Here is a 24,887-nt window from a genome sequence, read left to right on the forward strand (position 1 = left end):
TGCATTTTACCATGCAGGTTTTTCATCAGTGTACCGGCTATTACCGTTTTTTACTTAATTTCCATTAAAGTAGTCCAGTAGTCCTTTGTAGATCCCGTGCGTTGCCTGTTCACGGAACATATCACTCGTAACTGTCCGTTCCTCTGCTGAATTTGATAGAAAACCAAGTTCTATCAAAATAGCATTTTGCCTATTTTCACGGAGAACTAGGAAATCTCCTGGTTGTGATCCCCGGTCTCGCAGGTTTACTGAAGAGGCAAGTCCTTCATTGACTGCGTGAGCAAGTGCTTGCTGATGTGAATGTGTGTAGTACGTTGTGAAACCTGCAATACTGGGGTCGGGATTCGCGTCATAATGCAGACTAATAAAAGCGTCTGCATTATACTGACTGCTCACGGCGACACGTTTTCGTAATGATACATACGTGTCCGTTTCACGTGTGGTTACAACTTTCGCGCCAGCCGCTTTTAACTTGGCTGCAAGGAGATCGGACGTGAGTATTGTAATATCCTTTTCGTCTGTCCCACGTGTACCTGTAGTCCCCCGGTCGTTACCGCCATGGCCTGGATCAATGACAATCGTTACACCCTTTAACGTACCTGGAACACGTGCCTTCGTTTCTTTCATTACGGGTTCTATTGAGGATGATTCAACGTCTGTTGAAACAACCCATTTTGCTACAAAAGCAGATTCTCCAGTCGGTAGAGAAATTTCATACCAGTCTCCGTCTTCTTTTCGAATTGAAAACTTTTCTCCTGCATCTGCTCGTGTGGCAATTTGTGATGATGTCGTCGCATCTTGACGGATATTGGTCCCATTAGAAAGAATGGTCACTTTTCCTAAGTCATTCTCATCGGATATTTGTTTGGCATTAGAAGATAATGTACCGTGGAATGAATACACCCAGCCTTGTTGATCATCTTTAAGTAAAATTCGTACCCAATTTCCATTGACCTCTTTAATTGCAAATGATTCACCTTCATGAATAAGGCCAACACGTTTAGAAGATAGATCCGCATTCTTTCTAACATTGAGGGCACCAACCGAAACGGTAAACAATTCAGGTGATGAAGTCTGTTCTACAGGTGCAGCTGTTGTCGTTTGGTCAATCACTTCTGTAATGTAGTCCGTATGTACCCAACCGCTAATTCCGTTAAATGTAATAGAAGCCCACTCGCCATCGCTACCAGTCATAATCGCTTCATCTCCTGCAGCAAGACGTTCTAGTACTGCAGACCCAATGGATGGACTAGACCTCATATTTAACTGGTCGACACGTGAAACGACTACAGTACTTGTCCCGCTAGATTGATTTGCTGAGACTGTCAGCCAAGAAGCTATCCACCCTGTACTTGTGCCATGTTGAATTTCATACCAATCTCCCGATGTGGATAATACATCGACTGGCTCACCCTTGTTCAATGAACCCGTCACAGAATATGTAAGTCCAGGCCCTGAGCGGATGTGAAGCGATTTTGCATCGACTACTACAGATTCAGTTTCGGCATAAGTCGTTGGAATGTCTTGAAATACGCTGAATAAAAGTATGAATGCTATCAACCATTTGCTTGCTTTAGACAAATTATCATCCTCCCTATAATCTATTGTAGAAGTTTACACTCAAAAAAACTACAATTAAACGAAAAAGGTTGACTATATGGTGCAGAAACTTTAAGATGATGTTTAATTCACAATTTAAATCACATGTTACTACTAAGAATAATTTTACCGAAGACATGGAAAGTATTTGTATAATTGACTGACTAGAGAGGGGCGGACGTGGCTGAAATCCACCCTACAGGAATTTACAATGAATAACACCATCGAGGCTCTGTACTGAACGAACTCGTTTTCAGTAGGTACAGACGGAACCGGCCGTTATCCGGATTTAAAGAGGGCGCAACTTTGCGTCAATTTGGGTGGAACCGCGGAAGCTATAAAGGCTCTCGTCCCTTGCGTAAGCAAGGGATGAGGGTCTTTTTTTGTTTCTCAAATCCATATCCAATCTTCGGTGCCAGAAGCTCGGGGTAATCCGACGCATCTGAAGGGCACCCTACGTTTTTCATTAGAAGGGGGAAATTGTATGAATTTCAAAGTGCCAAGAGGAACCCAAGATATTTTACCGTCTGAAACATGGAAATGGCAGCAAGCGGAAAAAATCATCAACGAAGTTTGTGATGTCTATCGTTACAAAGAAATCCGGACACCGATATTTGAACAAACGGAACTTTTTCAACGTCTTGTAGGTGAAACGACAGATGTAGTTCAAAAAGAGATGTACACATTTATGGATAAAGGCAATCGCTCAATGACGTTACGACCGGAAGGGACAGCAGCAGTCGTCCGCTCCTTTGTTGAGCATAAAATGTTCGGTTACCCTGACCAACCTGTGAAACTTTTCTATACGGGTCCGATGTTCCGTTACGAACGTCAGCAAGCGGGACGTTATCGTCAGTTCGTCCAGTTTGGTGCGGAAGCCATAGGCAGTGCAGATCCAGCAATTGATGCAGAGGTAATTGGTTTAGCTATGGACGTTTATAGACGTGTTGGGCTGACTAAATTGAAACTCGTCATTAACTCGCTCGGTGATACAGAATGCAGAACTTCACACCGTGAAGCCCTCATAGCGCATTTTAATCCGCATATCGGTGAGTTCTGCTCTGATTGCCAATCGCGATTAGAAAAGAATCCATTACGCATTTTAGATTGTAAAGTCGATAGCAATCATCCATTAATTGCTACGGCACCTTCTTTAGCCGACTATTTAAATGAAACATCAAAACATTACTTCGATGAAGTGAAAACGTATCTGGACAATGCAGGAATTGCTTATGAAGTCGATGCAAATCTTGTACGTGGTCTTGATTATTATAACCATACGGCTTTTGAAATAATGAGCACATCTGAAGGTTTTGGAGCAATTACGACGCTCTGCGGTGGCGGACGCTACAATGGACTTGCAGAAGAAATTGGTGGCCCATCTGCTCCCGGTATTGGGTTTGCAATGAGTATCGAACGATTGCTTCTTGCGATGGCTGCGGAAGGCAAAGTGTTTAATGAGGAACCGGCGCTTGACGTTTACATCGTTACACTCGGTGAAACAGCTCGTCATCCCGCCTTTAAATTGTTAGGTGAACTAAGAGCGGCAGGCATACGGTCTGATATGGACTATATGGATCGTAAAATGAAAGCGCAAATGAAATCAGCCGATCGGCTTAGTGCGAGAATGGTTGTACTCATAGGTGAAGATGAAGTGACAGAAGGTGTTGCTATATTGAAGAAGATGGAAGACGGTGCACAAGAAAAAGTGCCAGTTGCAGAATTGGTTCAAAAAATTAAAGAAACATTGAATGTATAAAGAGAGGCGGATGAATGCAATGCAACGGTCACATTATTGCAATGATTTAACAGTAGAGGTAATTGGAAAAGAGGTAACATTACAAGGATGGGTTCAAAAGAGAAGAGACCTTGGAGGGTTGATTTTTGTTGATGTACGAGATCGCTCAGGAATCGTTCAGGCGGTTTTTAACCCTGAATTTTCAAGTGAAGCAATCATAATGGCAGACAAACTGCGTAATGAATTTGTAATTGAACTTACTGGGTTAGTAATTGAGCGCCAAGAAGGTCAAAAAAACCCTAACATAACAACAGGGTCTATTGAAATTCAAGTTACTGAATTAAAGATTGTGAATGAAGCAAAAAACCCACCATTCATGATTGAAGATGATACGGATGTTAGCGAAGAACTTAGATTAAAGTACAGGTACCTTGATTTACGTCGTCCGAAACTTGCGAAGACATTCAAAATGCGCTCTGATATTACTAAAACGGTTCGAAACTTCCTAGACGATGAAGGGTTTTTGGAAGTGGAGACACCAATTTTGACGAAGTCCACTCCAGAAGGTGCACGGGATTATCTTGTGCCAAGCCGGGTGCATGAAGGGGAATTTTATGCACTTCCTCAATCACCACAGCTGTTCAAACAGATGCTGATGGTATCAGGATTCGACCGCTATTACCAGATTGCCCGTTGTTTCCGTGATGAAGACCTCCGTGCCGACCGCCAGCCGGAATTTACTCAAATAGATATGGAAATGAGTTTCATGTCAATAGAGGAAATTATTGAATTGAATGAGCGGTTAATGCAAAAAATTATGAAAAAAGTTAAAGGCATTGATGTCCAAATTCCATTCAAGCGTCTCCCTTATGACGAAGCAATGGCACGGTTTGGTTCAGATAAACCGGATACGAGATTTGCTTTGGAATTGACAGATGTGTCAGACGTAGTGAAAGATACATCTTTCAAGGTCTTTGCTAGCGCAATCGAGTCGGGCGGACAAGTCAAACTCATTAACGTAAAAGGGGCAGCTGAAGATTACTCACGAAAAGACATCGATGCACTTGGAGAATATGCAGCGGTTTACGGTGCAAAAGGTCTTGCTTGGTTAAAAGTTGATGAAGAAGGATTTAAAGGCCCTATTGCGAAGTTTTTTGAAGGAGATGCGATTGATTCACTTAAATTTGCAGCAGACGCTGAAGCAGGCGATTTATTGTTATTCGTTGCAGATAGAAAAAAAGTTGTTGCTGAGGCGCTTGGTGCTTTAAGATCCAAACTTGGCAAAGACCGCGGCTTAATCGACGAATCAAAGTTTAATTTCCTTTGGGTAACAGAATGGCCATTGTTTGAATATAATGAGGAAGATGGCCGCTATTATGCAGCTCACCATCCGTTCACGATGCCAGCAGATGTGGAAGAATTGGTATCCAATCCTGAAACGGTTAAAGCACAAGCCTATGATCTCGTTTTGAATGGCTACGAACTTGGCGGCGGATCGCTAAGAATTTACAAAAGAGATGTACAGGAAAAAATGTTTAAAGCACTTGGATTCACTGAAGAGCGGGCAAATGAACAGTTTGGATTCTTATTGGATGCATTTGATTATGGAACACCTCCACATGGCGGTATTGCATTCGGCCTCGACCGAATTGTTATGTTACTATCAGGTTCTACAAACTTACGGGATACAATTGCATTTCCGAAAACAGCGAGTGCAAGTTGTTTGTTAACCTCTGCACCTGATAGCGTTGACGATGCACAGCTCACAGAACTCGGTATTCAGATATTAACGAAAAAGAAGTAATAATCAGAAATGTTGAAAAATGATTAAATCTAGTATTAAAAAAGATTGAAATGATATAAAATCTATGATATTATACATGTAATACGAATCCTGAAGTGTTCGTTATTTGCCAATCAGTTTTGACCGAACATTTTTTCGTCGGGAGTCCGTATTTCGATTAGAATGACATGCCTTTCAACGGGACGTCAAAGGAATCGGATAGGACACCCACCTGCTGAGTGCGGGTTCAAAGCGATACTACAAAGACGGCACAATCGGGATTCGTTCCTTACATGATCATAAACCCCTCTGACGTATGTGCTGAGGGGTTTTTTATTGGGAAAATTGTAAATTTAGTAGATAGAAGGGCGGAATTTTTCTTGTTGCATCAATTTTCACGAAACGAATTGGCAATTGGTACTGAGGGTGTAGATCGAATGCGTAATATGACAGTCGCTGTGCTTGGGATTGGGGGAGTCGGTTCTTTTGCCGCGGAAGCATGTGCCAGGAGCGGAATTGGGCGAATTATTCTAGTCGACAAGGACGATATTGACGTAACGAATATTAATAGGCAACTGGTTGCTTATTTATCAACAGTCGGTCGTTCAAAATCAGAAGTGATGAAAGAACGTATTGCTGATATTAACAAAGATTGTGAAGTTATTTCATTACATATGTTTTATACGGAGGAAACAGCTGAAGAATTTTTCAGCTACAAACCCGATTATGTAATCGATGCATCTGACACAATCAGCTTTAAAATTCATTTAATAAAAGAATGTATTGCGCGTGATGTGAAAATTATTTCATGCATGGGGGTCGCGAATAAGACTGACCCGACCCGCTTGCAAATTACGGACATATCAAAAACAAATACGGATCCAGTTGCCAAGGTAATTCGTCTCAGACTGAGGAAAGAGGGCATCCATAAAGGAGTGCCGGTTGTGTTTTCTGATGAAAGTCCAATTGTCGTGAGAGAAGACGTGGTCGATACAGTTGGCAAGCCGGAAGCTTCGATTCGAAAAGCGAAAATGCCGCCCTCATCAAATGCATTTGTTCCTTCAGTTGCTGGGTTGATCAGCGCAAGTTGGGTCATTAACGATATTGTTTCAGACATTCCTATTCAAAGAGTAAAAGATAAAGTATAATAGGACAACCGCGTGAGAGTATTCATTTTCATGCGGTTCCTTTTTGGTTGTAACGAAAATAGTACAAGGGTTATAATGTGTTAGGGTAAATTACTTAAGTAAACAAAGAACTAGGATTTGCAGAAAAGATGTTACTGTGTGGATAAGGTATTAAGGTTACTAGTTTTTGGATTAGTTGCACTCATATTGACTGGATGCAGCGGTGTAGAAGCGAAAATTCGGACCGCAGTTCAGGATGCTGTAACACAATAATCTTCAACAATTCAAAACCCTCCTAAAGAGACAGCTAGGAGGGTTTTGAATTGTTGAATTACTTTTTCTTTTGAAACTCTTTTAACTTCTTGTAAATTGCAGCCAACTTCTTCTCTTCCCCTGCTAGAACGGGTTTGTAAAATTCAGTACTTTTTAATTTCTCTGGTAAGTATTGCTGATTTGTCCAGCCACCGAAAGAACCGAGAGGCGTGTCATGTGGATATTTATAACCTGTATGTCCGAGTTTTTCCGCGCCAGCATAATGGGTATCTCGTAAATGTAATGGAATATCCCCAGTTTTGCCTTCGTTGATGGCCTTGACAGCTGCATCAAATGCTTTATAAGCTGAATTCGATTTCGAAGACAAACACATTTCGATGACAGCATTCGCTAAAGGAATGCGAGCTTCTGGCATACCTAGCCTCATGGCTGCATCTGTTGCCGCAAGGACGTGCGGACCAACGGATGGTGAGGCGAGTCCGATATCTTCATAGGCCATAACGAGCAAACGTCTAGAGACGGCTGTCAAATCTCCGGTCTCTAGCAGATTAGCAAGATAATAGATGGCGGCATCGACATCGCTGCCTCGAACTGCCTTTTGAAGTGCCGATAATAGATTATAAAAATGAGAACCTTTTTTATCACCGAACAAACCGATTCGACCAAGTAAATTTTCAAGTAGCCAGTCTTCAATAATTGTTTTTCCGTCTACACTATCACTAGCCGAAACAGCCGATTCGAGAACGGTTAACGCTTTTCGCGCATCACCGTTAACACCTTCAGATATTAAAATCAGTTGGTCTTCCGATATCTCGATTGCCATTTTTCCAAGTCCGCGCTCTTCATCTGTTAGCGCTCTACGAAGAACTACTAATAAATCAGTCGGTTCCAACCGCGCCAATTGACGAATTTCACCACACCTGGATCGAATTGCTGGATTGACGTCGTGATATGGATTTTCAGTCGTTGCTCCTATCAAAACAATTGCCCCGTTTTCAACATGAGGTAGTAATGTATCTTGCTGTAATTTGTTAAAACGATGTATTTCATCAAGGAATAACAAAACTTTCCCGGTGATGCGCGATTCTGCAACGACTTCTTCTACATCTTTCTTGCCTGAAACGGTTGCATTCATGGCGATGAAAGGAAGGTTGCTTGTACCTGCAATTGCATGGGCGAGTGATGTCTTACCGATTCCGGGTTCACCGTACAATAGCATCGAAGGAACGTGACCGTTTTTAATCATGCGGTATAATGCTGTTTTTTCACCTATAATTTCTTTCTGTCCGGCAATCTCATCTATATTGTTCGGTCGCATGCGAAACGCCAATGGCTCGTTGTTCAAAATAACCACTCCTCAGTACATCTGTTCCTCTATTATACACGTTAGACAAACGTAAATCATTTTAAGGAAGCCGACAGGCCACATATGCTATAATATTTTGAAGCAATCGTAAAAAAGGACGGGATATATATGAAGATTTCTACAAAAGGGCGATATGGACTGACAATCGTTGTTGAATTGGGGTCTAAGTACGGGGAAGGTCCTGTACCGCTTCGGAAAATTGCCGAAGAACAGAAGTTGTCTGAAGCATATCTTGAACAGCTGATTCCACCGCTACGCAATAGTGGAATAGTTAAAAGTGTACGCGGTGCATATGGCGGCTATATGCTTGCTAGACCACCTGCCGAAATTACGGCTGGAGATGTTATCCGTATTTTGGAAGGGCCCATTCAGCTAGTAGAAGGTTTAGAGGGTTCGGACATTCCTCAGCAAGAACTGTGGAAAAGAATCGGTGAAGCAGTGCGCAGTGTACTTGACACAACGACTATTGAAGATTTAATGAAATCCGGTGAAGCAAATGAACAAGACAGTTATATGTTTTACATTTAAAGGGGTCTTATAATGACGACAATATATCTCGACCATGCAGCGACGACACCGGTTCATCCGGAAGTAAGCGCGACTCATATAAAAATGCTTGAATCTGTATTTGGAAACCCTTCGAGTATCCACAGTTACGGCAGAGAATCTCGAAAATGGCTTGATGATGCAAGAAAATTACTTGCACAGTCCATCAATGCAGAACCGTCGGAAATCATTTTTACATCAGGCGGAACTGAAGCGGATAACTTTGCGGTTTTCGGAACTGTAATGGCTATGAAGGAAAAAGGAAATCATATCATCACGACGAATATTGAACACCATGCCGTTTTAAATCCATGTAAACAACTTGAGTTGCTGGGTTTCGAGGTGACATATTTGGAAGTTGATGAAAATGGTAGAATTAGTACGGAACAAGTTATAAATGCAATTACTGATAGAACGATTCTAGTCACGGTTATGTATGGAAATAATGAGGTAGGTACAATTCAGCCGATTCGTGAAATTGGTGAGATTTTGAAAGGTCATCAAGCTGTATTCCATACGGATGCTGTACAGGCGTTCGGCCTCATTCCACTTAATGTTGACGAACTCGGCGTTGATTTATTATCAGTTACTGCTCATAAATTAAATGGACCAAAAGGGATAGGTTTTCTCTATCAACGTAAAGGACTTGAAACTTCTCCGCTCATATTTGGGGGAGAGCAAGAACGGAAACGCCGTGCTGGTACTGAAAATATTCCTGCAATTGTTGCCTTTTCGAAAGCGGTGTCGATCGCACAACGTGAGATGGTACAAAATAATTTAAATTACACTAACTATACAACTATAATGACGGACATATTTGACGAACAAGCTATCGTATATGAAGTATCTGGAAAAAATATAGACAAACTTCCACATATTTTGAATATAAGCTTCCCAGGAACGGATATTGAATCACTTCTCGTCAATTTAGACATGGCGGGGATTGCTGTGTCCAGCGGATCTGCATGTACTGCAGGCTCAATTGATCCATCGCACGTTCTTACTGCAATGCATGGTGAAAATTCCGCTAAACTACGAAATTCAGTCCGGTTCAGTTTCGGTCTTGGTCTTAACGAGGAATCCATTAAGGAAGCCGCACACAAAACCGCTGGTATTGTGAAAAAGTCTGTGAAATGAAAAGCAAAGGATGTTTATAGAATGATAACAACTAAATCAGCAGCAGAAACACGTGTCGTTGTCGGTATGTCTGGCGGTGTCGATTCATCTGTTGCGGCACTACTATTAAAAGAACAGGGTTATGAAGTAATCGGGATCTTTATGAAAAACTGGGATGACACGGACGAATTTGGTGTCTGTACCGCAACCGAGGACTACGAAGACGTCATCAGTGTTTGCAATCAAATTGGAATCCCTTATTACGCTGTAAATTTCGAAAAACAATATTGGGATAAAGTCTTTACGTATTTCCTTGAAGAATATAAAGCGGGACGAACACCAAATCCCGACGTAATGTGTAACAAAGAAATTAAATTCAAGGCTTTTCTCGAACATGCAATGAGTCTTGGAGCAGATTATTTAGCAACAGGGCACTATGCACAAGTCGTTGAAGTAGATGGCGGCGTTTCGATGCTACGAGGAAAAGATGAAAATAAAGACCAAACCTATTTCTTGAATCAACTTACTCAGGACCAACTGCAAAAAGTCATGTTTCCTATTGGCGCTATGGACAAAAGTTTGGTGCGTGAAAAAGCTGTAGAAGCAGGCCTATCAACGGCAACGAAAAAAGATTCAACTGGTATTTGTTTTATCGGTGAACGGAATTTCAAAGAATTCCTAGGACAATACCTACCTGCGCAACCAGGTGATATGAAAACTATGGATGGTGCATCTATGGGGCGTCATGATGGGCTAATGTATTATACAATCGGACAGCGACATGGTCTTGGTATTGGCGGGGCAGGGGAACCTTGGTTTGTTATCGGGAAAGACTTGAAAACGAACGTTCTTCTGGTCGGTCAAAACTTTCACAATGATGCTCTTTATTCCGATAGTTTGACAGCAATCGACATTAGTTTTTCCGCAGTGCGAAAAATGTCGAAAACGTTCAGCTGTACAGCAAAATTTCGTTATCGTCAGCCGGATACAAAAGTAACCGTTGAATTGACTGAAGACGGTAACGCAATCGTCCGATTTGCAGAACCGGTTCGTGCAATAACTCCAGGACAGGCTGTTGTTTTTTATGACGGCGAAGAGTGTCTTGGTGGGGGAACAATAGATACTGTTTTCAAAAATGGAAAACAACTTGAATACGTTGGATAAGGAGAATTTAATTATGGAATACAATGAGATTGGAATTGCTGCACTACAAAAAGGTGAATATGAAAAAGCGGTCGAATCATTTATGCAAGGGGTTGAAAAGGACCCTGAAAATGCGGTCGGTTATATTAATCTTGGGAATGTATTCGCCTCACTAGGGGATGCCGAAAGAGCAGAACCTTTTTTTCAGAAGGCGATTACACTAGATGCGGAGGCTGGCACAGCATATTACGGTCTGGCCAATCTTTATTATAATAAAGAGCGTTTTGAAGAAGCGGCAAAACTATATGAAAAAGCAATTCGTCAAGGTATCGAAGAGGCAGATGTTTATTTCATGCTCGGAAAAAGTCTCGAACGATCAAGTAAAGAAAAATTGGCGCTGCCATACCTTCAACGAGCGGCCGAACTGGCACCGAATGATCTTGAAATCAGACTATCCTACGGTATTGTCCTTGCAAATTTGGAGTTGTTTAAAGAATCGGAAAGCGAATTTCTATTTATTCTCGAACAGGATGAGGATAATGCCGATGCCCATTATAATCTAGGATTTTTGTATGCAGTTTCAACAGAAAACAAAGATGATGCCCTTAAGCATCTTGAGAAAGCTTTTACAATCGAACCAGAACATCTACAGGCACGTTATATATTTGACATGATTCAACTGGGTGGAAATAGCAAATAAGAAGGGGTGGCGGTTATGGAAGGGAACAACGCAATGGAATACATGGAAGAAATCTTTCTAATCGGGCGACCGGTCGTAACGATCTTCCATAACCCTGATAGCCTTTTTACGATTGCGAAGTTAAAAGTTCGTGAAACGAATAGTGGGTATGAAGATAAAGAAATTATCGTTAAAGGTAGTTTTCCGCAGTTGAATGCTGAAGATGATTACAAATTCACTGGGAAACTTGTTAATCACCCGACCTACGGTGCTCAGTTTGACGTGCATACGTTTGCGAAAGAGATGCCCGCAACAGAAACAGGACTTGTCCATTATTTATCGGGCGACTTATTTCCGGGCATTGGGATGAAAACGGCCCAAACAATTGTGAAACAGCTGGGAACAGATGCGATAAAAAAGATTCTTGATAATCCGTCTGTTCTCTCTACTGTTCCAAGGCTATCCGATGAAAAAAAAGAGACACTTGTTTCCGTACTTGAACAAAATATGGGACTCGAACGGACGATTATCCAGTTAAACGAATGGGGATTCGGTCCGCAAATAGCAATGCGGATTTATCAGAAGTATCGGGAAGAAGCGATTTCACAACTTACTGAAAACCCTTATCGACTTATTGAAGAGATTGAAGGCGTAGGTTTCCAACGCGCCGATGAACTTGGGAAAAATCTTGGAATTACGGGAAATCATCCATCGAGGATCAAAGCAGCTATTCTTCACACGATGAATCAGGCAGTGCAATCAGCAGGTCATGTGTTTGTAGAAGCAGAGACAATCTTGCCTGAAGCGAAACGACTATTAGAAATGAGTCAAAGAATAGATATTCAATATTCAGATATTTCCCAGGCAATTATTCAACTTGTTGAAGAAGGTAAGCTGTCTGCAGAGGGAAAAAGACTATACATACCATCCCTTTACTTCTCTGAAATTGGAATTGCAGCTAAACTAGAACGAATTATGGAAAATGATACCGCCGATCAATTCCCTGTGTCTGAAATTAGGAAAGCTGTAGGGGAAGTAGAGGAAAGACTCTCTGTCAATTATGCGGAAACACAAGTGTCTGCGATTGAAACTGCACTCCATTCACCATTAATGATATTGACGGGTGGTCCTGGAACAGGGAAGACGACAGTGATACGCGGTTTTGTGGAAGTGTATGCTGAATTACATGGGTTGTCACTAGATCCAACAGAATATGCGAAGAAGAAAGAAACATTTCCGATTGTTCTAGCAGCGCCAACCGGACGTGCTGCTAAACGTATGTCCGAATCGACAGGTTTACCCGCTATGACTATTCACCGACTACTTGGGTTTAATGGGTTGGAAAAGGAAGAAGAGACTGAGCGAGAAATTGAAGGACGTCTTATTATCATCGATGAAATGTCGATGGTAGACACATGGCTTGCACATCAGCTATTAAAGGCGCTTGCGAATGATGTTCAACTGTTGTTCGTCGGAGACCAAGATCAGCTACCACCCGTCGGACCCGGACAAGTGCTGCGTGATATGCTGGATTCAGGGAAAGTTCCCGTCGTTGAACTGACTGAAATATTTCGACAAAGTGAAGGTTCATCAATAATTGAAATGGCACATATGATTAAGCGGTCAGAATGGACAGATGATATTACTAAGAAGACGTCGGATCGTTCTTTTATTAAAGCAAGTAGTGATCGAATTCTTGAAGTTGTAGAACAGGTTGTGAAAAGTGCAATCGTCAAAGGTCATCCTATCAAGGATATTCAAGTACTTGCACCCATGTATCGCGGACCTGCGGGTATTGATGGGTTGAACAAGATGATCCAGGAAATGGTTAATCCGCCTGGACCAAAACGAAAAGAAGTTGTTTTTGGAGAAGCGGTTTACCGGATTGGAGATAAGGTACTACAGCTTGTTAACCAACCTGAGAGTAATGTTTTTAACGGTGATATGGGTGAGGTCATTTCGATTATAAAAGCGAAAGAAACAATTGATAAAAAAGAACTGCTCATCGTATCGTACGATGGAATTGAAGTTACCTATGAACGGAACGACCTTAACCAACTTACACTTGCTTACTGCTGTTCGATCCATAAATCTCAAGGTAGTGAATTTCCAATTGTTATCATGCCAATCGTTCGTGGACATCGTAAAATGTTGCGTCGCAATTTGTTATACACTGGCATCACCCGTGCAAAAAACTTCCTTATTCTCTGTGGAGAACCTGAAGAGTTCAGGACAGGTATAGCACGGACTGATGAAATGGAGCGTCAGACTACACTGAAAGAGCGTCTTAACGGAAGCATGATCGAGTCGGAAGTTGAAGAGGATAAGGCTACAGGAATTCCCGATGAGTCAATCGTCAGTCCGACCGATTCTCTGCCGATAACCTACGAACTAACGATGGAAACTTTCATGGCAATTGACCCGCTGATAGGTATGAGGGGTGTAACTCCTTATGAGTTTCTTGAAGCTTCCGATTGACAATTAGACAGAACTTTTCTATAATCCAATTAGAAATGCAGAAGCAGTCGATTCGATTTAATGGAAATAAGACGAAATAAGTGGTGTTTTCCAAGCACACTTGGACAGTCTTATGACTAAGCTTTAAATGGTAATAATATTTGATATGAAACACGTTGACGGAGAAAGTAAACATGTCTGCTTGATCAGAAAAGTGCCCCTTGGCTGAAAGGGTGCTCAAGTAAGAATGTCGAAAAGCTACTCTTGAGTGCAGCTCATCCCTGCCGTCCGCCGCGTTAAGGCAACCAGAGATGCCGGATATATTTGTTTCGGTAATTAGGGTGGTACCGCGAGACTAACATCTTCGTCCCTTTGTTTAGGGGCGGGGATTTTTTTGTGCTCAAAGAATGTCGATGAGCAGCGGAGAGAGATTGAACTTTGTCCCGCATCTTTGCAGCAGGATGTCGCGCAATATGGCTACTTTTCCTTTAGCATTTTGCAGTAAGGTTCTCAAAGTTACAGCAAGAGGCTTACACTACATAACTACACATATTTAATTAACTAGGAGGAAACAATTATGAAAAAGATGTCTTCATCCGAAATACGCAACTTGTTTTTAGAGTATTTTAAGGAGAATGGCCACAGTGTAGAACCGTCCGCTCCACTTGTCCCAATCGATGATGCTTCGTTGCTGTGGATAAACAGCGGTGTGGCAACATTAAAAAAATACTTTGATGGGCGGGTTGTTCCGACGAATCCGCGCATCGTCAATGCACAGAAATCAATTCGAACAAACGATATTGAAAACGTAGGGAAAACAGCTCGCCATCATACATTTTTCGAAATGCTTGGGAACTTCTCGATAGGCGATTACTTTAAAGAAGAGGCAATTGTACGCGCTTGGGAGTTTTTGACGGATGATAAATGGATTGGTTTTGATCCTGAGTTACTGTCTATTACAATTCACCCGGAAGATGAAGAAGCTTATGCGATTTGGCGTGATAAAATTGGTCTTCCTGAAGATCGTATTATTCGTCTTGAAGGGAACTTCTGGGATATCGGAGAAGGCCCAAGTGGACCGAACTCGGAAATATTCTACGATCGTGGGGCTTCTTACGGAGATGACTTCTCAGATCCTGAATTGTATCCAGGAGGGGAAAATGAACGCTACTTAGAAATCTGGAACCTGGTTTTCTCAGAATTTAATCATAATCCGGATAATTCGTATACGCCGCTTCCGAAAAAAAATATTGATACAGGAATGGGACTTGAGCGTCTGGTATCCGTTATCCAAGAAGTTCCGACAAACTTTGACACGGATCTCTTTATGCCGATAATGAATGCGATTGAAAAGGTTTCCGGAGAGACATACCGTGAAGATGAACAAAAAGATATCGCATTCAAAGTGATTGCGGACCATATTCGTACAGTCGCTTTCGCAATCGGCGATGGAGCACTCCCGTCCAATGAAGGACGTGGTTACGTACTTAGAAGGCTGCTGCGTAGGGCGGTTCGTTTTGGGAAACAGCTAGGTGTAAACAAGTCTTTCATGTTTGAATTAGTTCCAGTCGTAGGTGAAATCATGGAAGACTTCTATCCTGAAGTTACCTTTAAGAAAGATTTCATTATGAAAGTTATTAAAAACGAAGAAGAACGTTTCCATGAAACTTTATCGGATGGAATGGCTATTCTTTCTGGCGTAATTGAAAACGTGAAATTAGCAGGTTCGACGATCGTTGCAGGTACAGATGCATTCCGTCTTTATGACACATATGGCTTCCCGTTCGAATTGACAGAAGAACTTGCTGAAGAGGCGGGTGTCACGGTTGATCGAGCTGGATTCGATTTGGAGATGGATAGTCAGCGTAAGCGTGCCCGAGCAGCGCGTCAAGACGTTGACTCGATGAGTGTCCAGTCGGGTGTGCTTGGTGAAATTAATGTGCCTAGTGAATTTGTTGGATACGTTCAACTGCAAAGTGAATCGACAGTTGTCACTCTTTTACAAGAGGGTGTACAAGTAGACAGCGCATCCGAAGGTGACGAAGTTCAGTTCATCTTAGATTCCACGCCGTTCTATGCAGAAAGCGGAGGGCAAATTGCGGACAAAGGAATTCTTAGTAGCGAATCCTTCATTGCAGATATTAAAAATGTACAAAAAGCACCGAACGGTCAAAACTTGCATACTGCTATTATTCGTTCCGGTGAATTGAGTAATAATACAAAGGTCGTAGCTGAAGTAAATCAAGCAGCAAGAAAACTTACTGTCAAAAATCATACAGCAACACATCTTCTCCACAAAGCATTGAAAGAAGTACTAGGTATGCACGTTAATCAGGCAGGTTCATACGTAGGACCTGATCGTCTGCGTTTCGATTTTTCACATTTTGGCCAAGTGTCGAAAGAAGAACTTGAGAAGATTGAACTAATTGTCAATGAGAAAATATGGGAAGACATTGCTGTTGAAATTGCCGAAAGACCAATTGACGAGGCGAAAAAACTTGGTGCAATGGCACTTTTCGGAGAGAAATACGGAAATGTTGTTCGCGTCGTTTCTGTGGGTGACTACTCATTAGAACTCTGCGGTGGTTGTCATGTTGCCTCAACTTCTGTCATTGGGTTGTTTAAAATTGTTTCCGAGAGCGGTATCGGAGCGGGTACACGTCGAATTGAAGCAGTTACTGGTCAAGAGGCTTATCGGTCATTCAAAGAAGAAGAGGAATTGCTCGTCAATGCAGCAAGCCTTTTAAAATCAAATACGAGAGATATTGTGACAAAGGTAGGCTCGTTACAATCCGACATGAAAGAACTTCAGCGTGAAAATGACTCGTTATCTGCAAAACTTGGCAATAGTCAATTGGCGGACGTCATGACATCGGCACAGCAAATTGATGATGTTACGGTAATCTCTGCACGTGTGGATGTGAAAGACAACAACGGTCTTCGTCAGATGATGGATGAATTGAAACAGAAGCTATCAAAAGGGGTAATTGTTCTTGGTGCCGCAGTAGACGGAAAAGTGATGCTTGTGTCAGGTGTGACTGAAGATTTAAAATCCGGGAACTATCATGCGGGTAAAATCGTCAATCACGTAGCGAACCAATGCGGCGGAAAAGGTGGCGGTCGCCCGGATATGGCTATGGCGGGGGCAAAAGATGTGTCAAAACTTGATGATGCCCTTCAATCCGTGTATGATTATGTCAAATCTGTTTAACTGGAGCGGTAATTCGGTTATAATAAGAAACGGAATGATATCCGATTCGTAAAACGGATGATCTGAAAGCGGGGTGTCTATTATGGAATCATACGACAAGACGATGAAATTCAACTTCCCTGAAGAGTCGATGGAGCAGGAAGTGAAACAGGTCATGCTTCATGTGCACAAGGCACTTGACGAAAAAGGGTACAATCCCATAAACCAGATTGTCGGTTATCTTCTATCGGGCGATCCTGCCTATATACCTCGTCATGAAGATGCTCGTAATCTGATTCGAAAGTTGGAACGTGACGAAATACTGGAAGAACTTGTGAAGTTTTACGTTCGTGAAAACGGGGGCAAAGCGGAGTGAGAACAATGGGATTGGATGTTGGATCCAAAACGGTTGGCATTGCGATCAGTGATGCACTTGGGTGGACAGCCCAAGGCATTGAAACAGTAAAGGTCGATGAAGGTGCTGGCCAGTTTGGCATGGATAGAATCCAACAACTAGTAAATGAGTACGAAGTCAGCGGGTTTGTAGTAGGTTTTCCAAAAAACATGAACAATACAGTTGGACCGAGAGGGAAAGCATCTCAAGACTACGCGGAACTACTGAAAGAAACATTCGGCTTTCCTGTAACACTATGGGATGAAAGGCTTACAACGATGGCCGCGGAAAGAGTGCTGATTGATGCGGATGTCAGTCGTAAAAAAAGAAAGTCTGTTATTGATAAGATGGCAGCGATCATGATACTTCAAGGGTATCTTGATTTAAAAAATAGATGAGGTGATCGTAATGGAACACGGACAAGAAACAATGACGATTGTAGATGAAAATGGCGTAGAACACGTATGTGAGGTTATTTTCACATTTGATTCAGAGGAATTTGGTAAATCATATGTACTTTATCATGTACTTGGTGAAGAGCCAGAAGATGAAGACGAAGAAATCGAAATTCATGCATCCGCATTTGTACCTTCAGAGGATAACGAAGATGGCGAACTAATGCCAATTGAAGACGATGCTGAGTGGGAAATGATCGAAGAAATGTTGAACACATTCCTTGCAGAAGAGGAAGAAAACGAAGAAGAAGAGTAAATCAGATAGGCACGGACGGGACGGTGCGGTGCAGGCCGTGCCGTTTTTTCATTGAAAACATTAGAGGTTTTCGAACGAAAGAGGTGGATTCCGCATGGATAATGGATCTAAAAAAGATATCATGTTCGAGCGAATGCGTGAAAAGAAAAAAGAAGTGAAAATAGTTAGAAGGATTGTACTGATAATAGTACTGGTTTTATTGCTAATCGGCCTTATAGGTGGCCGCTTTGCATATAAATACATAACAGAAGGTCTTCAACCTGTCGACCCGGACTCTGAAGAAGTGATTGAAGTTGAAATTCCAATCGGATCTGGTGTCGATTTCATTGCAACTAAGCTCGAAACTTCAGGAATTGTTAAGGATGCGCGTCTGTTTAAATACTACGTTAAGTTTAATAACAACACTCAGTTTCAGGCGGGTACTTATGGCTTAACTAAAGCTATGACACTAGACGAAATAATTGAAAGTCTCAAAACAGGAAAAGTATATCGAGAACCTATTTTTACAATGACGGTTCCGGAAGGTTTGACTTTGAAACAAATTGCGAAAATTGTCGATAAGCAAACTGGTATTTCTGAAAAAGAATTTATGGATTATGTAAGCGATGAAGCAACGATTGATATGTTGATAGGGAAGTATTCGAACATTCTAACAGAAGAGATTCTAGCGGAAAATATTAAATATCCGCTAGAAGGTTATTTGTTCCCAGCGACTTATCCTTTTTATGAAGAAAACCCATCTGTTGCAAAAATTGTTGATACGATGGTACAGGCGACTGCTTTGAATGTAACACCCTATCTGGATTACCTTCAAACTGAAGATAAGTCTGTACACTGGCTTTTAACATTTGCTTCCTTACTGGAAAGAGAAGCAACTGTGAAATCAGACAGGGAGATTATTGCAAGTGTGTTTTACAATCGCTTGGATGATGATATGCTCTTGCAAACGGATCCTACTGTACTTTACGCGCTTGGAGAACACAAGGATCGAGTTCTATACGTCGACTTGGAAAAAGACGATCCTTATAATACCTATGTGTACAAAGGATTGCCGCCAGGTCCGATAGCAGGAGCGGGTACATCCTCTATCGTAGCGGTCATTGAACCAGCGGAAACAGACTACATCTATTTCTTGGCTGATAAAAAAGGTGTTAACCACTTTACGGATTCCTACGACCAGCACTTGAAAAACCGAGATGAATATTTATCAGATAAATGATGGTCTTGAACAGGAGATGAGTGGAATGGATATTTATAAATCTTATATCGCGAGTTTCGCGAAGGAAAAAGAGTCTTTCATCTCTGAAATTGAACAATTCGCTGACGAAAATTATGTGCCAATTATGGATAGTGACGGTATTGACATGTTCATCAGTCTGTTGAGAATTCAAAAACCGGATCGAATCCTTGAAATCGGAAGTGCTATCGGTTATTCTGCAATTCGTATTGCAGCTGCATTACCTAAAGTGTCCATTGTTACAATCGAACGAGACAACGTACGCTTTATGCAAGCAGTTGATTATATTTCCAGGAGCGGTTATTCGGAGCGGATTGCTATTATTGAAGCAGACGCTCTCCTGACAGAAAGTACGGATATCTTCCATCAAGAATACGATGCACTTTTCATCGATGCAGCTAAAGGTCAATATAAACGATTCTTTGAAAAATATGCACCCGTAGTAGCACCAGGTGGAGTTATTTATTGCGATAATATGTTCATGCATGGTATGGTGCTGCACGACGATAAAGATATACCTAAGCGAAATCGAACGATGATACGCAACTTAAAAGAATTTACAAAATGGATTATGGGCAATCCGGAATTCGAAACGTCTTTGCTTCCTGTTGGAGACGGACTTTTGATTGCGGTAAAAAAGTAATAGAAAATTAGTCTAGGTCTATCCATATTTTTAGGATATTCTAATGTGTAAAGGGAGTTTGAAATGAAATCAAGAAAACCTGTCGTCATTGGCATTGCAGGTGGCTCGGGATCGGGAAAAACGAGCGTCACCAATTCAATTTACGAAGTCTTTAAGGAGAACTCTGTCGTCGTCATAGAGCAGGACTATTATTATAAAGATCAGTCCCATCTGCAATTTGAAGAACGGCTAGAAACAAATTATGATCATCCGTTGGCATTTGACACGGATCTATTGATCGACCATGTGAAAACACTATTGGACCGAAAATTCATTGAGAAACCTGTGTATGATTATTCACTACATACTAGGTCAAAAGAAACCATCCTAATCGAACCAAAAGACGTTATCATTCTTGAAGGGATTTTGGTCCTTGAGGACGAGAGGCTTCGTGACTTGATGGATATAAAGCTATTTGTCGACACAGATGCAGATTTGCGTATTATAAGGCGAATTATGCGAGACATCAATGACCGAGGACGAACGATTGAATCCGTAATTGAACAGTATTTGTCCGTGGTGCGTCCAATGCATAACCAATTCATTGAACCAACGAAGAGATATGCGGATATAATTATCCCAGAAGGCGGTCATAATGAGGTCGCAATTGATTTAATGGTTACAAAAATAAAAACAATTCTTGAATCTGGCAAGGAATTGTAATATGATGATGACAGAATTCTATATAGATTAGGACTATGTCACATATAACTCGATGGAGTGGCATAGTATTTTTATGAACAGGAATATAGGGAGTGGTGTGTTTATGGTTACAGAAAAGAAATTTCCAATGACAGTATCAGGTAAACAAAAGCTTGAAGAAGAACTTGACTTTTTAAAATCGGTTAAACGAAAAGAAGTTGTCGAGCGTATAAAAATCGCGCGCAGTCACGGCGATCTCTCAGAGAACTCTGAGTATGATTCGGCAAAAGAGGATCAGGGCTTCCTAGAAGGGAAAATTTCATCTTTGGAGTCGATGATTCGCAATGCTGTAATCATCACAGCTGACGAATTGAATACTGATGAAGTACGCCTTGGCACAACAGTTTCTTTTAAAGAACTGCCAGACGGAGATGAAGAGACTTATACGATTGTCGGTTCTGCTGAAGCAAATCCGATTGAAGGTCTTATTTCAAACGATTCGCCGATTGCAAAAGGACTTATTGGACGTTCTAAAGGCGATGAAGTTAGAATTAATACACCAGGTGGAGAAATGACAGTTACAATATTAGACATAAAATGATTTGCCGATAGCCGCCTTCTACATGAGGGCGGTTTTCGTGCTTAAGGAACATGTTTTCCCGAAAATCGTCTAATACATAATTGGAATAACTAAAAATTTAATGGGAGTTGATTTGCGTATGACTGAACGGGAGCCTGAATTTTCCAGGATTGAACGTAAAAAAGGACGCAAACGTACAAATAGGACGTTAAATATTTTGATTGCGGTTGTTGTTTTGTTAATTGGTATTACTGCCTCCACCATTTTCCTTGGCAATAATAACGAGAAGCAAGCTGATGAAAAAGACGTCACTAATACAGAAACCACTGACAATCTCTCTGAAGGAGATAATAAAGCTGAAGACAAGGACAAAACGGATGAAACAAATAAAACTGATTCATCAACTGACACAGAGTCTGAGGACTCGGAAGAATCTACTGTGAGTGATGATGTAGAAAATAGTGAAGAAAGCAGCGAAGAGTCGGGGACGGTTACTTATGGTCCGTCTGACGATAAAATCATTGCTGAGACCGTTGTTAATACTGCTTGGGAACCAATCGGTACAACACAAACTGGTGTTCATAAATCAATGTATGATGGGAAATCAGTAGATTGGAATGAAAAAAAACAAGCCCTTGCATATGCAACTGGTTTATCTGAAAAAGAAATGATTTTCAAAAAGATTAAGAACGGTGGAGGTCCTCAGAAATCTATAGGGATCGTTTCTTCTAGAGATGGTTCAGAGAAATACCGTGTCTATCTCGAATGGGTAGATGAACAAGGATGGAAACCAGTGCAAATGGATAAATTAACGACATTGGAATTTGATTATTAATTTAAATTATCGTTTTTAGTGGAGGGATTATATGAAAATAGCAGTGATTGGTGCAATGGAAGAAGAAGTGCAACTATTACGTGGAGAAATTACCTCGGTGATCGAAACAACGATTGCAGGATGTGAATTCAGCGAGGGTGAAATCGGTAATCATCAGGTTGTTCTAGTGAAAAGTGGGATTGGAAAAGTAAATGCCGCAATTGCAACAACTATTTTACTGAATAAATTTAAACCGGATGTCGTACTTAACACGGGCTCAGCTGGCGGATTCCACGATTCACTTGAAGTAGGAACCGTAGTGATTTCAAATGAAGTCCGTCACCACGATGTCGATGTGACCGCATTCGGCTATGAACTTGGACAAGTTCCGGGTCAGCCTGCTGCATACAGTGCAGACTTGAAACTAGTTGAAGTTGCTAGGGCTGCCGTTGAGGAGTTAGGGCAGCATGCACACGCAACCGGACTTATCGCGTCTGGAGACACGTTCATGAGTGATGCAGAGCATGTTAGAAAAGTGAAGGAACAGTTTCCTCTAATGATTGCCGCTGAAATGGAGGCTTCTGCTGTGGCACAAGTTTGCCATCAGTTCGGTACTCCTTTTGTGGTCATTCGTGCGCTATCAGATATTGCAGGAAAAGAATCATCAGTCACTTTCGATGAGTTCCTCCCTGTTGCAGCACGTCATTCAACGGATATTGTTTTAAAAGTCCTATCGAAACTTTAGGCATTACGTGGTAAGATAGGTACATGAAAAGATTTTGTATATGTTTCTTTCAAGGAGGGATTCAACAATGTTGATTTTAATGGCAGGCGTTTTTATCGTATCAACAATCATTGCAGTCATCATCTCCCGTGAGGTTAGCGCGGATTGATCTGTAATCGAAGAGGCGTTTCCAATGCTGGGATCACTCCCGCATGGAAACGCCTCTTCTTTATTGATGAGGAAATTCTTGTGCTATTCGGGTCGGCCAGCTCCAGGCGCAAGCCCCTCGAGTCGCTTTAGTCTTGCTGAGAAGGCAAAGGGCGCCTTATCATCAAGCCCTCAGCGCTTTTCGGGGCTGTGCTGCGCCTTCCGCTTTTCATGTTGTCTAGCTCTAGGCGCCAGCTCCTCGGAGGCTCACAGGATGTGAGTCACGCAGCCTTTGCCGCTGGAAGCGGCGTACTTAGGCTGTGATCCTTGAAAGTCGGTTCGGCTATGCGGGCAAAGAACGCCGCTTCGCCGACCTGTCTTATGCCTGTCGGAGGCCTACAGGATGTAGGTCATGCAGTCATTGCCGCAGGACGCGGCGATCTTTGACTGCCTTCTTTTTTTCAGTCGCCTTCCGCTTTTCATTCGTTGTATTCGTGTTTGAATAACTGGTACAATTTTACGATTGCGCGTTTTTCTATTCGGGAGACGTAACTCCTTGAAATGTCGAGTTGTTCTGCGATCTCTTTTTGCGTCATTGGCTTATCATCGAGAAGACCGTACCGTCTTTGAATGATTTCAAGTTCACGGCCATCCAGTTTACCAAGGTGTCTATACAGCCTTTCTTTTCGTTCTTTCTGCTCGACTGCGTCAATCGGGGATTCATCATCCGTTTGCAGCAAATCAGCAATTTGTAATGATTGACCATCTTTATCCATGCCGATCGGATCGAAAAGTGAAACGTCTTTTTGCACTTTTTTCTGCGTTCGTAAATACATGAGTATTTCATTTTCAATACAGCGTGCGGCGTAGGTTGCCAGTTTCGTTTTTCGGTCCGGTGTGAAACTGTTCACCGCTTTCATAAGTCCAATTGTTCCGATTGAGATATAATCATCCAGCAATTCGTGTTTCGGATGAAACTTTTTTACTATGTGGGCAACGAGCCGCATGTTGCGTTCAATTAATTCGTCGCGTGCATCCTCGTCGCCTTCTGCAAGACGTTGCAGACAAGCTGCTTCTTCCTCTTTCGATAAGGGCCGCTGGAATGCCTGCCCTCGAATATAACCGATCACCGCAGGAACTTCGAGCCACAGCTGGACAATCGCCATGACAAACCCGCTCATCGGGCCACCTCCTGTGTCGTTGTATGACAGCATATGCGGTCGGGTCTTGCCGTATCACCGTTTTTTTAGTCGGACAGGCGATAATGTATGTCCTGATTTAACTTCCAATCTCGTGTCCAGATTCTATCGGAGATTCGCGCAGATTTTAAGTAGACCGTTTTCGTTTTTCTTATCAATGTATGCCTTACGCGTTGTTATGTTATAATCGTTTCAGATAAAGTACCAAATCGGAGTGGATATCGTGTACAAGTATTTTTTGCCAGATGAATTTGTTAAAGACATTTTTCAGATTCTGCCCGAAGCACTGAAGGCTAGAGGAATCAAAGGGATCATAACGGACCTGGATAATACGCTTGTTGCGTGGGACAGACCGGATGCGACACCCGAAATTATTTTGTGGATGAAAACGATGCAAGAAACCGGAATAAATGTGACAATTGTCTCGAATAATAATGAAATGCGTGTAAAAGCTTTTTGTGAACCCTTAGGCATTGCATTCATAAATGATGCACGAAAACCGATTCGAAAACCATTTCAGAAAGCTCTTTCCACTATGAAACTCAGGAAAGAAGAAGTGGTCGTCATTGGTGACCAGTTGTTGACAGATATACTTGGCGGCAATAGAAGTGGTTTGCATACGATACTTGTAGTCCCGGTTGCATCATCAGACGCAGCTATCACGAAGTTCAACAGGAAGATTGAAAGAAAGATCATGGCCGGGCTGAAACGCCGTGGCTTGATTAAGTGGGAGGAATAAG

The 24,887-nt window shown here is 41.9% G+C and carries 22 protein-coding genes, 1 other RNA gene and 1 other annotated feature; of the genes, 20 read left to right on the forward strand and 3 right to left on the reverse strand.

Annotated elements, in window-relative coordinates; translation table 11 throughout:
• Window positions 1-54: 54 nt before the first annotated feature.
• Window positions 55-1,581, reverse strand: a complete 1,527-nt coding sequence (locus AC25Y6_RS04100; RefSeq protein WP_488142133.1) for an N-acetylmuramoyl-L-alanine amidase family protein — start codon at window positions 1,579-1,581, stop codon at window positions 55-57.
• A gap of 141 nt (window positions 1,582-1,722) precedes the next feature.
• Window positions 1,723-1,957: a binding site (T-box leader), on the forward strand.
• Window positions 1,958-2,083: 126 nt separating this feature from the next.
• Between AC25Y6_RS04100 and hisS the strand changes: the two genes are divergently transcribed.
• The 4 genes from hisS to AC25Y6_RS04120 all read left to right on the forward strand — a co-directional run bounded on the left by hisS (window position 2,084) and on the right by AC25Y6_RS04120 (window position 6,268).
• Window positions 2,084-3,358 carry a histidine--tRNA ligase gene (hisS, locus tag AC25Y6_RS04105; RefSeq protein WP_488142134.1) on the forward strand — a complete coding sequence of 425 codons (1,275 nt, stop codon included), beginning with the start codon at window positions 2,084-2,086 and terminating at the stop codon, window positions 3,356-3,358.
• A 19-nt stretch (window positions 3,359-3,377) separates the two neighbouring features.
• A complete protein-coding gene (aspS, locus tag AC25Y6_RS04110) occupies window positions 3,378-5,141 on the forward strand; it encodes an aspartate--tRNA ligase (RefSeq protein ID WP_488142135.1) in 1,764 nt (587 codons plus the stop codon).
• Window positions 5,142-5,225: 84 nt separating this feature from the next.
• A non-coding RNA gene (ssrS, locus tag AC25Y6_RS04115) (6S RNA) lies at window positions 5,226-5,406 on the forward strand.
• Window positions 5,407-5,500: 94 nt separating this feature from the next.
• Window positions 5,501-6,268 (forward strand): tRNA threonylcarbamoyladenosine dehydratase, encoded by a 768-nt coding sequence (locus AC25Y6_RS04120; RefSeq protein WP_482100820.1) that lies wholly within the window; start codon window positions 5,501-5,503, stop codon window positions 6,266-6,268.
• Window positions 6,269-6,578: 310 nt separating this feature from the next.
• Here the strand turns inward: AC25Y6_RS04120 and AC25Y6_RS04125 are convergent, their stop codons facing one another.
• The gene (locus AC25Y6_RS04125; protein WP_488142136.1) at window positions 6,579-7,865 is read right to left on the reverse strand and encodes a replication-associated recombination protein A; all 1,287 of its coding nucleotides are present in this window, start codon (window positions 7,863-7,865) and stop codon (window positions 6,579-6,581) included.
• 129 nt (window positions 7,866-7,994) lie between these two features.
• Here AC25Y6_RS04125 and cymR point away from each other — a divergent pair, with 129 nt between their 5' ends.
• The 15 genes from cymR to mtnN all read left to right on the forward strand — a co-directional run bounded on the left by cymR (window position 7,995) and on the right by mtnN (window position 22,822).
• Window positions 7,995-8,414: a cysteine metabolism transcriptional regulator CymR gene (gene cymR / locus AC25Y6_RS04130; protein ID WP_488142137.1), complete on the forward strand. Its 420-nt coding sequence runs from the start codon at window positions 7,995-7,997 to the stop codon at window positions 8,412-8,414.
• Between the two features lie 12 nt (window positions 8,415-8,426).
• Window positions 8,427-9,569 carry a cysteine desulfurase family protein gene (locus tag AC25Y6_RS04135; RefSeq protein WP_482105309.1) on the forward strand — a complete coding sequence of 381 codons (1,143 nt, stop codon included), beginning with the start codon at window positions 8,427-8,429 and terminating at the stop codon, window positions 9,567-9,569.
• Between the two features lie 21 nt (window positions 9,570-9,590).
• Complete coding sequence (gene mnmA / locus AC25Y6_RS04140; RefSeq protein ID WP_488142138.1) at window positions 9,591-10,712, forward strand: tRNA 2-thiouridine(34) synthase MnmA; 1,122 nt, start codon at window positions 9,591-9,593, stop codon at window positions 10,710-10,712.
• 13 nt (window positions 10,713-10,725) lie between these two features.
• Complete coding sequence (locus tag AC25Y6_RS04145; RefSeq protein WP_482100813.1) at window positions 10,726-11,391, forward strand: tetratricopeptide repeat protein; 666 nt, start codon at window positions 10,726-10,728, stop codon at window positions 11,389-11,391.
• 15 nt (window positions 11,392-11,406) lie between these two features.
• The gene (gene recD2 / locus AC25Y6_RS04150) at window positions 11,407-13,848 is read left to right on the forward strand and encodes an SF1B family DNA helicase RecD2 (protein ID WP_488142139.1); all 2,442 of its coding nucleotides are present in this window, start codon (window positions 11,407-11,409) and stop codon (window positions 13,846-13,848) included.
• Between the two features lie 556 nt (window positions 13,849-14,404).
• Window positions 14,405-17,038 carry an alanine--tRNA ligase gene (gene alaS, locus AC25Y6_RS04155; RefSeq protein ID WP_488142140.1) on the forward strand — a complete coding sequence of 878 codons (2,634 nt, stop codon included), beginning with the start codon at window positions 14,405-14,407 and terminating at the stop codon, window positions 17,036-17,038.
• 82 nt (window positions 17,039-17,120) lie between these two features.
• Window positions 17,121-17,393 (forward strand): IreB family regulatory phosphoprotein, encoded by a 273-nt coding sequence (locus AC25Y6_RS04160; protein WP_482100810.1) that lies wholly within the window; start codon window positions 17,121-17,123, stop codon window positions 17,391-17,393.
• Complete coding sequence (gene ruvX / locus AC25Y6_RS04165) at window positions 17,390-17,809, forward strand: Holliday junction resolvase RuvX (protein ID WP_482100809.1); 420 nt, start codon at window positions 17,390-17,392, stop codon at window positions 17,807-17,809. The genes AC25Y6_RS04160 and ruvX overlap by 4 nt, the downstream gene beginning before the upstream one ends.
• 10 nt (window positions 17,810-17,819) lie before the next feature.
• A complete protein-coding gene (locus tag AC25Y6_RS04170) occupies window positions 17,820-18,122 on the forward strand; it encodes a DUF1292 domain-containing protein (RefSeq protein ID WP_482100808.1) in 303 nt (100 codons plus the stop codon).
• 94 nt (window positions 18,123-18,216) lie between these two features.
• Window positions 18,217-19,341, forward strand: a complete 1,125-nt coding sequence (mltG, locus tag AC25Y6_RS04175) for an endolytic transglycosylase MltG (protein ID WP_488142141.1) — start codon at window positions 18,217-18,219, stop codon at window positions 19,339-19,341.
• Window positions 19,342-19,366: 25 nt separating this feature from the next.
• A complete protein-coding gene (locus tag AC25Y6_RS04180; protein WP_488140044.1) occupies window positions 19,367-20,002 on the forward strand; it encodes an O-methyltransferase in 636 nt (211 codons plus the stop codon).
• A gap of 63 nt (window positions 20,003-20,065) precedes the next feature.
• Complete coding sequence (gene udk / locus AC25Y6_RS04185; protein ID WP_488142142.1) at window positions 20,066-20,704, forward strand: uridine kinase; 639 nt, start codon at window positions 20,066-20,068, stop codon at window positions 20,702-20,704.
• Between the two features lie 103 nt (window positions 20,705-20,807).
• On the forward strand, window positions 20,808-21,284 hold the full coding sequence (greA, locus tag AC25Y6_RS04190; RefSeq protein ID WP_482100804.1) for a transcription elongation factor GreA: 477 nt from the start codon (window positions 20,808-20,810) through the stop codon (window positions 21,282-21,284).
• Window positions 21,285-21,402: 118 nt separating this feature from the next.
• Window positions 21,403-22,098, forward strand: coding sequence for a YrrS family protein (locus tag AC25Y6_RS04195; protein ID WP_488142143.1), 696 nt, complete (start codon window positions 21,403-21,405; stop codon window positions 22,096-22,098).
• A 31-nt stretch (window positions 22,099-22,129) separates the two neighbouring features.
• Window positions 22,130-22,822 (forward strand): 5'-methylthioadenosine/S-adenosylhomocysteine nucleosidase, encoded by a 693-nt coding sequence (mtnN, locus tag AC25Y6_RS04200; protein ID WP_488142144.1) that lies wholly within the window; start codon window positions 22,130-22,132, stop codon window positions 22,820-22,822.
• A gap of 605 nt (window positions 22,823-23,427) precedes the next feature.
• On the opposite strand, the gene sigK is transcribed toward mtnN, so the two are convergent.
• On the reverse strand, window positions 23,428-24,129 hold the full coding sequence (gene sigK, locus AC25Y6_RS04205; protein ID WP_482100801.1) for an RNA polymerase sporulation sigma factor SigK: 702 nt from the start codon (window positions 24,127-24,129) through the stop codon (window positions 23,428-23,430).
• A 238-nt stretch (window positions 24,130-24,367) separates the two neighbouring features.
• Between sigK and AC25Y6_RS04210 the strand changes: the two genes are divergently transcribed.
• Entirely contained in the window at window positions 24,368-24,886 is a 519-nt protein-coding gene (locus AC25Y6_RS04210) for a YqeG family HAD IIIA-type phosphatase (RefSeq protein WP_482101009.1), read from the forward strand.
• The last annotated feature ends 1 nt before the right edge of the window (window position 24,887 follow it).

Source organism: Sporosarcina sp. Y1004, from assembly GCF_057669665.1.